At 40.7% G+C, this 13321-nt stretch carries 12 protein-coding genes; 8 read left to right on the forward strand and 4 right to left on the reverse strand.

The genetic code is table 11. From position 1 onward, the window contains the following. Positions 1-1425, forward strand: a complete 1425-nt coding sequence (locus CRO21_RS12040) for an MFS transporter (RefSeq protein ID WP_097079563.1) — start codon at positions 1-3, stop codon at positions 1423-1425. A gap of 124 nt (positions 1426-1549) precedes the next feature. Then, entirely contained in the window at positions 1550-2245 is a 696-nt protein-coding gene (locus CRO21_RS12045; RefSeq protein WP_097079564.1) for an SDR family NAD(P)-dependent oxidoreductase, read from the forward strand. An 88-nt stretch (positions 2246-2333) separates the two neighbouring features. Here CRO21_RS12045 and CRO21_RS12050 read toward each other — a convergent pair whose 3' ends face one another. Further along, positions 2334-3005, reverse strand: coding sequence for a GntR family transcriptional regulator (locus tag CRO21_RS12050; protein WP_097079565.1), 672 nt, complete (start codon positions 3003-3005; stop codon positions 2334-2336). Positions 3006-3324: 319 nt separating this feature from the next. Here CRO21_RS12050 and CRO21_RS12055 point away from each other — a divergent pair, with 319 nt between their 5' ends. The 4 genes from CRO21_RS12055 (at position 3325) to dusB (ending at position 9052) form a co-directional block, all read left to right on the forward strand. Next, the gene (locus CRO21_RS12055) at positions 3325-4275 is read left to right on the forward strand and encodes an isopenicillin N synthase family dioxygenase (RefSeq protein WP_097079566.1); all 951 of its coding nucleotides are present in this window, start codon (positions 3325-3327) and stop codon (positions 4273-4275) included. After that, positions 4268-5044: an alpha/beta fold hydrolase gene (locus CRO21_RS12060; RefSeq protein WP_097079567.1), complete on the forward strand. Its 777-nt coding sequence runs from the start codon at positions 4268-4270 to the stop codon at positions 5042-5044. The genes CRO21_RS12055 and CRO21_RS12060 overlap by 8 nt, the downstream gene beginning before the upstream one ends. 372 nt (positions 5045-5416) lie before the next feature. After that, positions 5417-7825, forward strand: coding sequence for a glucose/quinate/shikimate family membrane-bound PQQ-dependent dehydrogenase (locus CRO21_RS12065; RefSeq protein WP_097079568.1), 2409 nt, complete (start codon positions 5417-5419; stop codon positions 7823-7825). A gap of 192 nt (positions 7826-8017) precedes the next feature. Continuing rightward, entirely contained in the window at positions 8018-9052 is a 1035-nt protein-coding gene (gene dusB / locus CRO21_RS12070) for a tRNA dihydrouridine synthase DusB (RefSeq protein WP_171294049.1), read from the forward strand. Positions 9053-9258: 206 nt separating this feature from the next. On the opposite strand, the gene CRO21_RS12075 is transcribed toward dusB, so the two are convergent. After that, positions 9259-9699: a universal stress protein gene (locus CRO21_RS12075; protein ID WP_097079569.1), complete on the reverse strand. Its 441-nt coding sequence runs from the start codon at positions 9697-9699 to the stop codon at positions 9259-9261. A 207-nt stretch (positions 9700-9906) separates the two neighbouring features. Between CRO21_RS12075 and lysS the strand changes: the two genes are divergently transcribed. Then, complete coding sequence (gene lysS / locus CRO21_RS12080; protein ID WP_097079570.1) at positions 9907-11433, forward strand: lysine--tRNA ligase; 1527 nt, start codon at positions 9907-9909, stop codon at positions 11431-11433. 52 nt (positions 11434-11485) lie between these two features. On the opposite strand, the gene CRO21_RS12085 is transcribed toward lysS, so the two are convergent. After that, on the reverse strand, positions 11486-11986 hold the full coding sequence (locus tag CRO21_RS12085; protein WP_097079571.1) for a DUF2059 domain-containing protein: 501 nt from the start codon (positions 11984-11986) through the stop codon (positions 11486-11488). A gap of 128 nt (positions 11987-12114) precedes the next feature. On the opposite strand from CRO21_RS12085, the gene CRO21_RS12090 reads away from it, so the two are divergent. Continuing rightward, complete coding sequence (locus CRO21_RS12090) at positions 12115-12822, forward strand: pseudouridine synthase (protein ID WP_097079572.1); 708 nt, start codon at positions 12115-12117, stop codon at positions 12820-12822. 10 nt (positions 12823-12832) lie between these two features. Here CRO21_RS12090 and CRO21_RS12095 read toward each other — a convergent pair whose 3' ends face one another. Next, complete coding sequence (locus CRO21_RS12095; protein ID WP_097079573.1) at positions 12833-13273, reverse strand: GNAT family N-acetyltransferase; 441 nt, start codon at positions 13271-13273, stop codon at positions 12833-12835. Positions 13274-13321 lie beyond the last annotated feature (48 nt).

A 13321-nucleotide genomic window follows, 5' to 3' on the forward strand; every position in this document is an offset into this window, starting at 1 on the left:
ATGGATAGGATATCCACGAACAATCCTCAACAGCAGCTTCCCGAGGATGAAAATACAGTTCAAATTACCGACCATGACCGCAAAGTTGCGGCATGGGGCGGCGCTGTCGGTACAGCACTAGAACAATACGATTTTATTATTTATGGTACAGCAGCAGCCTTGGTGTTTAACCATATTTTTTTCCCAAATGTTTCTCCGGCAGTCGGTTATCTGGCGAGTTTTTCCACGTTTGCCGTGGGTTTTTTGGCACGACCATTAGGCGGAATTTTCTTTTCCAAATATGGTGAAAAACTGGGACGAAAATGGGTATTGGTTGCAACCTTATATTTGATGGGTTTTGCCACCTTTGCCATGGGGTTGATCCCATCTTATGATCAGATCGGTTTTTTCGCACCATTATTACTGGTAATTTGCCGTTTTATGCAAGGGTTTGGTGCTGGTGCAGAAATGGCTGGTGCAACGGTACTATTAACAGAAACCGCCTTACCCAATAAGCGAGGGAAAATGGCTTCGCTAGTCTGGGTCGGTGCATCGGTCGGTACGGCACTGGGTGCCTTGGCATGGATTCTGGTTCAGCTTTTACCCGAACCGGATTTTTATGCTTGGGGATGGCGTTTGGTATTCTTTAGTTCGATATTTGTTACCTTTGCAGCATGGCTAATCCGTCGCAGTTTAAAAGAGTCACCTGTTTTTGCCGAGAAAAAACGTCATGCCAAACAGGAAAAAGCTATTCCATTACGCGAAGTGTTCCGTGATGGTAAACGTACCATATTCCGTGTATTCTTAATGAATGTAGGTGCAAATGGTCATTCATATATTTATCAGGCATTTATCGGTTCTTTTCTGGTATCGGTGGTCAAAGTCAACGCATCATTTATTCCCAAGACATTGTTGGTCGGTGCCACGATTGCTGCATTTACTTCGGTAATGATTGGTCGGGCATCGGATATTTATGGCCGCAAGAAAATCATGTATTTCATTCATACCACATTATTTTTTGCCACCATTCCAATGTTTATGTTACTGGAAACAGGAAATACACTGTATATCATGTTGGTGATTATCTTTGGCTTTATCTTTGCCGCAGAAGGTACAGTGAGTGCACAGGCAGCCTATTTCCCCGAATTGTTTGGTTCCAAATATCGCTATGCCGGCGTCACACTGGGACGTGAAATGTCGGCTGTGTTTGGTGGCGGGATTGGTCCAATGGTATGTTCTGCATTATTAACAGCTTTCTCCAATAGCTGGTTGCCTGTGGCGATTTATATGATGTTTATCATGAGTCTCAGTTTAATTGGAATCTATATTTCACCCGAAACCAGAGGCCGCTCTTTATATACGCCAGAAAATGCAATGGATGAAAAGAATACATTGAATGCAATAAAACAGGGGAATTCTTCTACCTTTAAGGCAGAAAAGTCTTAATTGCCTGAAGTAAGAAGGTACTGCAAAAGATGATTTGAAGGAACAACCTAAATGAAATGCTTTCAATCATCTTTTCAGTGATTCGCTGGATAAAGCAACCAATATAAACGCAGGATATTGAGTCATGGAGATAAAAACAGCTGTGATTACCGGTGGCGGTACAGGTATTGGATTAGCCACTGCTTTATTATTGCTTGAGCAGGGTTGGCGTGTACTTGCTCTGGGTCTGCAATGTGAGCAGGTGATTTCCGATCAATTTCATTTTTATGAGGTTGATATTTGTGATCTGGATCAGGTCAAGAAAATTTTTGATCACCAAGACAAGGTCGATGCACTGATTCATTGTGCCGGTATGATCAAACAAAAACAGGAATGGGAAATACCGACCTTTGAAAAAGTGATGGAGGTTAATCTTAATACGGCCTTTGCGATTACCACCTTATTACAGGATAAACTGATTCAGGCAAAAGGATCGATTATTCATATTGCCTCAATGTGGAGTTTTTTTGGTTCGGCTCAGTCGCCAGCGTATGCAGCATCAAAAGCCGGTGTTGCAGCATTGACCCGATCACTTGCTGTCGCGCTAGGTGCAAAAGGTGTACGTGTAAATGCCATTGCGCCGGGCTGGATTGATACTGCAATGGGTGCAACCGCCAAAAATGATCCCGAGCGTTATCAGAAAATTATTGATAGGATTCCACTAGCACGCTGGGCACAGCCAACAGAAATTGCACAGGTCATTATCTTTTTATTATCGGCACATGCCAGTTATATTCATGGTGCTGTTTTGCCAGTGGATGGTGGTTATAGCATCGCTTAAATCATAGTCTGCTGGCGCATTACATTTACAGTTTATTGTTTTGATTAAAAAGACTTTAAATGTTTTAACTGGCACAGTGCCGCATTATTTAAACCTCAGCTGTCCAGTTCAGCATGGTTTTGCCCCATTCAATATCGTCTTGTATAGCTTTTCTGGCTGCATCTGCATCGTGATTACGCAGTGCATCAAGCACATAAAAATGATAGTGCTGATCACTTTCCAGTTCTTTACGTGGTGTATTAACATGAAAACTGCGTAAGATCGGCCCCATCATAATCCACATATTTTCCAGCGTTTTGGAAATCAATGGACTATGTGCAGCATTAATCACGCCAAAATGAAACAGTTTATTCAGTTCAGCTGCTTTTTTTGAATCTACCGGTACAATTTTCTGAAATTGATCTTGAATGTTTTCCAGTGCCTGAAGTTCTTCCGGGGTAATTTTGATTGCTGCCATTGCAGCAGCTTCACCCTCAAGTAAAAAACGAATACGCTGAATTTCCTGTAACTGTTCATGAGTCAGGATGGGAACATAAATTGATGTCGCAGCTTTAATTTGTAGTGCCTGATCACTGACCAAACGGAAAATCGCCTCCCTGACTGGTGTAATGGATACCCCCATGGCTTTGGCAATCTGGGTTGGACGCAAGCGGTCACCCGGTTCATATTGTCCATCAATAAGTGCTTGACGCAGGGCATCATAAACACTATCGCTTAAATTACCTTTATGAATGACTTCAAAGCTTTTTTCAGAGGGCATATTAGAAAAGATGAGAAATGAATATGGCCTAAGTATACGCATAAATATTTAATATCTCTAGAATAGAATATATTATATATCAGAAGAATCAGTCACTTTTCTTGTTTTAATTTAGCTATAATTTTGATAAATAAATATTTTTATGAATGTTTGGTATTATTGGTTTTCCTGTATACGCTTTGACTGTTTGTTAGTGTGTGATTTGTGGAATTGGAGATGAATAGCTCACCAGCATTGAGTAACATATGAACACAGAAGTTCCAAAATGGCATAACAATTGCTTTTTTAACCATGCAATGAATTTTTGGAATCTGCCGTAATGACTTTAACACTTCCTCTTATTGATGTGGCTGCTTTATCCAGTACAAATTTTGAAGATCGCATTGCCGTGGCAAAACAAATACGTCAGGCCTGTCTGGATAAGGGGTTTTTCTATATTATCAATCATGGCATCAGTGCAGATTTACAGCAGCAAGTATTTCAATATAGCCAGCAATTTTTTAATTTACCGCTGCCAGCTAAAGAACAGATTAATAAAAATAAATCGATTGCTAATCGTGGTTATGAACCTTTAAAGAATCAAACGTTGGAGGCAGATGCACCACCAGATCTCAAGGAAGGTTTTTATGCAGGGCGGGAATATGCAATGGACAGTGAAGAAGTCAAAAATAAACGTTTTAATTATGGTCCTAACCAGTGGCCGGAAGATTTACCACAATTTAAACAGGTCATGATGCAATATCAGCAAGAGGTGGAAGCATTATCGATCCGCTTAATGCGTGCATTGGCGTTATCACTGGATTTGAACGAAGATTATTTTGATCAATACAATCAACAGGCCATGATTACCTTACGCTTGTTACATTATCCACCACAGCCTGCAAATCCCTTACCTAATGAAAAAGGTTGTGGCGCACATACCGACTTTGGCGGTTTAACTTTATTATTACAGGATATGAATGGTGGCTTGCAGGTTTGGGATCATCAGCAACACATTTGGCTTGATGCACAACCGATTGCGGGCAGTTATGTGGTGAATCTGGGTGATCTGATTGCGCGCTGGACCAATGATTTGTATCAATCTACGCGACATCGTGTAATTAATCGCTCTGGTGTAGAACGTTATTCGGTGCCGTTCTTTTTCGGTGGTAATCCACAACATGAGATACGTTGTATTGAAACTTGTTTAAATGAAGACAATCTTGCCAAATATCCGGTAACCACAGTCGAAAAACATCATCAGGAAATGTACCGGAGAACCTATGGATAAGCACATTGTATTAATACATGGCGCATGGCAGGGAAGCTGGTCATTTGATTTAATTAGGCCTTTGCTCATTGAACGGGGTTGGCAGGTGCATGCACTGGATTTACCTGGAAATGGTCATCATCCGGATCCTACTGTGGAAGTTTCTTTGCGCTCTTATAGTCAGTATGTTGCTGATTACATTCATGATTTGGGAGAAAAAGTATTTTTACTGGGCCATAGTGGTGGAGGCATTACGATTTCGCAAGTGGCAGAAATGATTCCCGATCGAATTCATGCGCTGATTTATCTGGTTGGTATGATGCTGCCCAATGGCATGACTTTTTTAGAACTAAAACAACTTTGCGAGGCTAGATTTCCGGGACAAAGCTTTGATGGAATTTCGCCTTATTTAAAATTTTCTGAAGCGGGTCAAATCAGTGAAGTAACTGAAGAGGGTGTGATCAAAATATTTTTACAGGATTATCCTGTGCTAGAAGCTGCAAGATTAGCGAGAAATTTTACTGTTCAAACCGAAACTGGACGTGATTTACGACTTCGTCTAAGCCCAGAACACTATGGCCGTGTGCCACGTACTTATATTGAAGCACTACAAGACCAGTCTTTAAATATCAAAATGCAGCGTTTGATGCAGGAACTCAGTCCGGGGGCAGAAATTTATACTGTTGATACCGGACATGTGCCACAGGTGATTGCACCCGGGCAAGTGGTAGAGATGATTGAGCGTACTGAGCAAAAATATCACTCTAAGCGAGTTTCATTTGTTACCTAATGACTAGAGTTAGCTTTAGGTTAACTCATCTAGACAACAGGGCCATAAACAGTATTATCAATGGAACGCTTATCGTTGAATAAAAAAGCATATAATCGACATGGGCTTTATAAATGATAATTTTTTAATTATATGAAAAACAATATCTTATTTTAAATTTATATCGTTTTTAGCTTTTATAAAGCGCATATTTTCCTTTTAGTTTTCTCCTCCTTGATACAAATCCGGTGGTTGATTGATAGCATATTGGTTTAAGCTATGCAGGACTTTTGTATTATTGACCAAAAATGAAACGGCATTTGAAGTTTTTAATACGATGAATAGATCAGTATATTTAAGTGGTTGTAGAAAAATTATAGACAGAGGTGATATATGGATCAACCTGCGCAAAGATCCGGAATACGTTTATTTACCGTATTCATTCTTGCATTGTTTGGTGTGGTTTTGCTCGGTGGCGGTATTTATCTAGCAACATTAGGTGGTTCTTGGTATTACATTATTACCGGACTGATTTTATTACTTAGTGCTTATTTCTTGATGCGTCGTTCCATCACAGCTTTATGGTTATATGCTGCATTGATGATTGGTACAGTCATTTGGGCAGTCTGGGAAGTGGGTACCGATTTCTGGGCATTGGCACCACGACTGGATATTTTGGGATTACTGGGAGTATGGTTACTGGTTCCCGGTGTGACTCGCGATATGGGGCAAACCAAAACCTCGGGTAAGGCGGTATTATCCGGTACATTAGGGATTGCAATTGTGGTGATGGTCTATTCCATTTTTAATGATCCACAAGAAATCCATGGCACCATCACCAATCCACAGCCACAAACTGCACAGGCAGTAGAGGGTGTTGACCCTGCGGATTGGCCAGCTTATGGACGTACACAGGCGGGTGTTCGCTATTCACCTTTAACCCAGATTAATGATCAGAATGTAAAAGGATTAAAAGTTGCTTGGACATTCCGGACTGGTGATTTAAAAACCGGACACGATTCTGGTGAAAGCACCAATCAGGTGACACCGATCAAGATTGGCAATAACATGTATATGTGTACCACACATCAGTATTTAATTGCGCTTGATCCTGCAACGGGTAAGGAAAAATGGCGTTTCGATCCAAAGTTAAAAGCGGATAAAACCTATCAGCATCTGACTTGTCGTGGGGTATCTTATTATGATGAAAATAATATTGCCGAATTTGCAAAGAGTTTAGTGCATAAAAAATCTTCATCTACGCAATGTCCACGTAAAATTATTTTACCGGTGAACGATGGTCGTTTAGTGGCAATCAATGCCGATAATGGCCAGCGCTGTGCGGATTTTGGTAAAAATGGCGAAGTGGATTTGCAAAAAGATATGCCATTTGCTTATCCGGGCGGCTATAACCCAACCTCACCTCCCGTTGTAACTGGGACCACAATTATTATTGCAGGGTCTGTAACGGATAATTTTTCAAGCAAAGAACCTTCTGGTGTGATTCGTGGCTATGATGTCAATACTGGTAATTTATTATGGGTATTTGATACAGGGGCACAAGATCCGAATGCCATTCCGGCACCGGGTCAGACTTTTGTCCATAACTCACCCAATGCATGGGCACCCTTGGCCTATGATGCCAAAGCCGATGTAGTATTTATCCCGACAGGAGTGGGAACACCTGATATCTGGGGTGGCGACCGTACCGAGTTAAAAGAACGTTATGCCAATGCTGTGCTTGCGCTGAATGCGACCACAGGTAAATTGATCTGGCACTTCCAGACCACGCATCATGATTTGTGGGATATGGATGTACCATCTCAGCCCACACTGGCCGAGATCAAGGATCAAAATGGACAGATGGTGCCAGCAGTTTATGTGACCACCAAAACCGGGAATGTCTTTGTATTGGATCGTCGTGATGGCCGTGCCATTGTACCGATTACCGAGCGTGCGGTACCACAAACCGTCAAACGTGGTCCACAAACCAAGGGTGAACATTATTCTCCGACTCAGCCTTTTTCTGATTTTAATCTAGCCCCGCAGCAGAAATTGACAGATAAAGACATGTGGGGTGCAACTATGTTTGATCAGTTGATATGCCGCGTTTCGTTTAAGAAATTGAATTATGATGGTATTTATACGCCACCTTCTGAAAATGGTACGCTGGTATTCCCGGGTAATTTAGGCGTATTTGAATGGGGTGGGATTTCAGTTAATCCTGACCGTCAAGTTGCTGTGATGAATCCCATTGGCTTACCGTTTGTTTCACGCTTGATTCCAGAAAATCCGGATCGTCAGAAAACAGCCCGAGGTGCGGGCACCGAACAAGGCATACAACCCATGTATGGTGTGCCGTATGGCGTTGAAATCAGTGCCTTTTTATCGCCATTTGGTTTGCCATGTAAACAACCATCTTGGGGATTTGTGGCCGGTGTGGATTTAAATACGCATCAAGTAGTATGGAAAAAACGTATTGGTACGATTCGTGACAGTTTGCCAAACTTAATGCAGTTACCGCCATTGAAAATTGGTGTACCTGGCTTGGGTGGTTCAATCTCGACAGCCGGCAATGTGATGTTTGTTGCGGCAACACAGGACAATTATATTCGAGCCTATAATGTATCAAATGGCGATAAACTGTGGGAAGCTCGCTTACCAGCAGGTGGACAGGCCACACCGATGACCTATGAAATCAATGGTAAACAATATGTGGTGATCATGGCAGGCGGCCATGGCTCATTTGGTACCAAAATGGGTGATTATCTGGTGGCCTATGCTTTACCTGATACAAAATAGCGTAGGACTTTATTCTGCTCAATAAATCATTGGGCGGTATATCTACAACAGGCATCAGAATCGATGCCTGTTTTTATATCTGGCTATCGATGTCTAAACAAAATCTCTTTTGAGCTAAATGTATTTTAACAAATACTTGCAAATGACGAAAAAACATTGAAAATGGTCGAAGCTTTGGGCATAGATGATGTGATGAAAAACAAAGTAATTGACGAGTTATTCGATAAATCAAAGCGTAACCAGATTTGGGTTGCGCCGATGGCCGGGGTCACGGATCGTCCATTCAGAACTTTATGTAAACACTTTGGTGCCGGTCATGCAGTCAGTGAGATGATGACCGCAGACAAGACCTTACGTATGAGTAAAAAAAGTCTATATCGGGCTAATTTTGATGGTGAAATTGCACCAATTTCGGCTCAAATCGCTGGTTCCGATCCTATAGAGTTGGCAGAAGCAGCCCGATATCAGGTGGCCAATGGTGCTCAGATTGTTGATATTAATATGGGATGCCCTGCAAAAAAAGTCTGCAATAAACTGGCAGGATCAGCATTATTACAGGATGAAGATCTGGTCGCACGTATTCTGGATGCAGTGGTTGAGGCAGTAGATGTACCAGTTACCCTTAAAACCAGACTTGGCTTTAAAAATGGTGAAGAAAATATCTTAAGAATTGCCAAACAGGCAGAGCAATCCGGGATTGCAGCTTTGGCATTGCATGGTCGTACCCGCGAAGACATGTATTTAAATACAGCACGTTATGATTTAATCAAAGAAGTCAAAAATTTAATCTCCATTCCATTGATTGCCAATGGTGATATTGACACGCCTGAAAAAGCCCGTTTTGTGTTGGATTATACCGGTGCTGATGCGATTATGATTGGTCGCGCTGCACAAGGTCGTCCGTGGATTTTTCGTGAGATTCAGCATTATTTGGCTACAGGGGAATATCTTGCTGCACCGGATATTATAGAAATCAAAGAGGTTTTGATTGGACATCTGGCCGAACTGTATCAGTTCTATGGTGAGTATTCCGGCTGTCGAATTGCCCGTAAGCATATTGCCTGGTATACAAAAGGGTTACGCAATAGCAATGAATTTCGCCAGAATATGTATCAGGTTGAATCAACAGCCGAACAGGCAAAGGTTGTCGAAAGTTATTTTAATGGATTATTGGCATTTGGTCAGAATATGGCGGATGTGCAAGTTATGTCTGCGCATGATAATTAGTACGCATCTATGCCATTATTTTTCCGTCGCAAAAAAAAAATTTTAAAAAGTACTTAATCCAGATACATAAAGATTTTTATCAGTGCTGAGTGTTTTTTAATAAAGGTGGTTTATATATTTGCACAGCCGATAAAGTGTAAATTCAAGCAAAATAACAGCACTGATGGCGAATGTTAAAATATCCTGACCATCAGTACATCTTTAATTTACTGTTTTACAATCAACACTGGAATATGCGATTGCGCCAGGACAGCTTGTGCCACGCTGCCGATCATTAGTTTTTTAACGCCGGTACGACCATGTGACCCCATGACGATAAGATCCGCATTGACTTCATCAGCCACATAGAGAATGCCTTCTGAGGGCGCACCATGATAAATTTTTGTTTGTACTTCAATACCATCATTGACAAAAGATTGTTGTAATTCTTCCAGTCGCGATTTTGCTCCTGATTCTGCTTGCATAAAGTAGTCTGTAATAGCAGGGGCAATTTTATAAAAGTCTACGCCAACAAAGGGATCAACTGCTACAACACTGAGCAAGGTAACCTGACTGCCACTTAATTTGGCTAGCGATAATGCATCTTCTGCCGCAGCATAAGAAATAGGGGAATCATCAACCGGTACTAAAATATGCTGATAAGACATATGTTTACTCCATATTTATCGTTGTATATCTCCCTTTATAAATAGCATATCTGGCTTGTTCGGGCAATTTATATCTTGATAAATTGGATAAGTGAATTGCCCGTTGGAAATATTTATCGGCTTGTTGCAGCTAACAGTGCGAAAATACATAGTTTTCTGATAAAATGTTGCACTTCATTTTAATTTTATAGTTAACCGAGGCAAAGAATGACGCAAGATAACGCTCAATCGACTTCTGAACAGCAAATTTCTGAAAACGATTTAATCGCACAGCGTCATGCCAAGTTAAAGCAAATTCAGCAACATGCGAAAGAAACTGGCACCAGCCCGTGGCCAAATACCTTTAAACGTGAAAATTATGCAGCGGATTTGCAACAGCAGTTTCAGGATAAATCCAAAGAAGAGATTGAAGCCGCAGAACATGTGTATGTAAAAGTTGCAGGCCGTGTCATGTTGAATCGTGGTTCATTTATCGTGATTCAAGACATGACGGGTCGTATTCAGCTATATGTACCACGTAAAGAGCTGGATAAAGACGTTCTGGATGTGATCAAAGGTCTGGATTTGGGCGATATTATCGCAATTCAGGGCTATATTGGTCGTTCTGGCAAAGGTGATTTGTATGTGCATATCGAACACTTTGAACTTTTGACCAAATCACTGCGTCCACTGCCAGATAAATTTCATGGTTTAACTGATACAGAAGTGAAATATCGTAAGCGTTATCTCGATCTGATCGTGAATGAAGAAACACGCAAAACATTTGAAATTCGTGCCAAAGTGGTGTCCGGGATTCGGACATATTTAAGCAATGAGCGTTTTATGGAAGTTGAAACCCCAATGATGCATGTCATTCCTGGTGGTGCTTCTGCTCGTCCGTTTGAGACCCATCATAATGCGCTGGATATGCCATTGTTTTTGCGTATTGCACCGGAACTTTATTTAAAACGTCTGGTGGTTGGTGGATTTGAACGTGTGTTTGAAATCAACCGTAACTTCCGTAATGAAGGTGTTTCAACCCGCCATAATCCTGAATTTACCATGATTGAATTCTATCAGGCCTATGCAGATTATAAAGATTTGATGACGCTGACCGAAAACATGCTGGAAAAACTTGCACTGGATATTCTGGGAACAACAGATGTACCATATCAAGGCGAAGTCTATAGTTTCAAAGGGCCATTCAAGAAAATTTCCATGTTTGATGCCATTCTTGAGCATAATCCAGAGTTTACTGCGGAAAATGTGAATGACCGTGAGTTTTTGGCCAAGTTTATCAGCGAACAACTCAAGGAACAGGTAAAACCGGGATTTGGTCTAGGTAAGTTACAAACCATCGTGTTTGAAGAAACCGTAGAAACCAAATTACGTCAACCGACATTTATTACCGAATATCCTGCGGAAACTTCACCACTTGCGCGTCGCAATGATGAAAATCCACACATTACAGACCGTTTTGAATTCTTTATCGGTGGGCGTGAACTTGCCAATGGATTTAGCGAATTAAATGATCCGATTGATCAGGCTGAGCGTTTTCAGGCACAAGTGGCCGAGAAAGATGCAGGGGATGATGAAGCTATGCATTACGATGCAGACTTTATTGAAGCACTGGAATATGGTCTGCCGCCAACAGCAGGTGAAGGCATTGGGATCGACCGCTTGGTCATGCTCTTTGCAGATGCACCAAGTATTCGTGATGTGATTTTATTCCCGCATATGCGTCATAAAAATTAAGTTCTAAAGATAAATAAAATAGCCACTGTTGTGGCTATTTTTATGTTATTAGTTACTTGCTGACTTCTTGTTTCGATTCCTCTGCCAATTTGCTAAGTTTCGGAATTAACTGAGTAAGATGAGTTTGCATTAACTGCATACTTTTATCAGCGACCAATGGCATCTTTTCAATGGTTGATTGACCAACAGGTGTTTTATAAAAGTCGATCATGCCGTTAATTTCTTCTTGTGTATATACTTCTGTGTATAGCTTGATAAAATCTGGCTCCAGTTTTTTCCATGATAGCTCTTGAGTGATGAGTTGTGCATATTTCTTATTAAAATTTTCATAGGCCTTCTTTGTGCTTAGGTCAGTATTACTGCCTTTATTTTGAACAGTTTGTTCAAAAATTGAATTCATGATCGGTTCAAGTTGAGTATAAGATTGATCAATCAGTTGTGCCGTTTTGGTGATTTTGAGTAATTCACGAATGGATTGTTCGCTTGCTGGTTGTGCAAAAGCCGTACAGGGAAGGGCAAAAGTAAGAATCAATGCGTATAGTGTTTTTTTCATGGTATAGATTTCAGCTATGTTTATCGAAAATACATGCTAAAAATTATCCTGCGCCATTGTCAAGTGCTAAACTGTGATGCTGTCTTATTATATAATGACGACTAAAATGAAAATGTATAAGGATCATTGTGCAACTCGATAAAATCTTACAATCTCAAGGGATTGGTTCACGCAAACATTGTCAGCTGTTAATTCGTCAAGGCCATGTCCGTATTGATGGGCAGGTTATCATGGATGTTAAGGCAAAATTTGATACCACAGATTTAATTTTTTCGGTATTGGCACAGGATTATGTTTATCGTGAACAGGTATATATTGCCTTAAATAAACCACAAAATTATGAATGTTCACATCGGCCACAACAGCATTTAAGTGTCTTTGATTTTTTCCCTGAAGAGTTATTGGCCAGAAATATTCAAACTGTAGGGCGACTGGATCAGGACACTACAGGCTTATTATTATGCACCGATGATGGTCAATTTTTGCATCAGCTGACGCACCCGAGAAAACATGTAGCCAAATACTATGTGATTGAAACTAAAAATGAAATTACCCAAGTGCAGATTGAAAAACTTGCGCAGGGTGTTAGCCTGAAAAATGAAAAAGGGATTTTTGCTGCACATTCTATTACTCAACTGGATTCTTATACACTGCGTTTTGCCATTGATCAGGGTGTATATCATCAGGTTAAGCGCATGTTACATGCTGTGGATAACGAGGTGATACGTTTACACCGTGATCAAATTGGTCAATTAAGGCTTGAGCAGCTGGATCTGGCAATGGGTGAATGGTGTTATCTTTCTCCAGAAGAAATGCGATGTGCTAAAACAAGTTGAATATCAGCAATTAAAGAAAGCAGTGATAAGTGTCAAATTCTTCATCCAGAACGAACCCAAGTTTTTCATACAATATTTTTGCAGCGAGATTGTCACCCGATGTTTGTAAGCTGATACGCAAAGCTTTTTGCTGCCGCGCATATAAAATTGCTGTATCGATCAACTGATGTGCGGACCCTTGCCGACGATAACTCGGGGTAACATAGGTATCATCCAGAATATAATATTCGGCACATTCGGCGGTGGAAAAACTAAGATAAAGCACGATAAACCCAGTAATGATGTTATCTTTCAGACTGATAAAAATCACACTTTGTTTATTTTTAAATCGTTTATATAAAAATTGCTGAGTTTGTTCTAAATTACTCGAACTTCCATAAAATTGTCGATACTCATCAAACAGCACGGTTAATAAAGGGATATCGGTTTCCGTTGCCTGTCGTACAATCATCAATTCATTCCTTATTCTTGCATTGTTTTATTCGAGCATATACAAAAA

It is taken from the genome of Acinetobacter puyangensis (assembly GCF_900096995.1).
GTDB classification, from domain to species: Bacteria; Pseudomonadota; Gammaproteobacteria; order Pseudomonadales; family Moraxellaceae; genus Acinetobacter; species Acinetobacter puyangensis.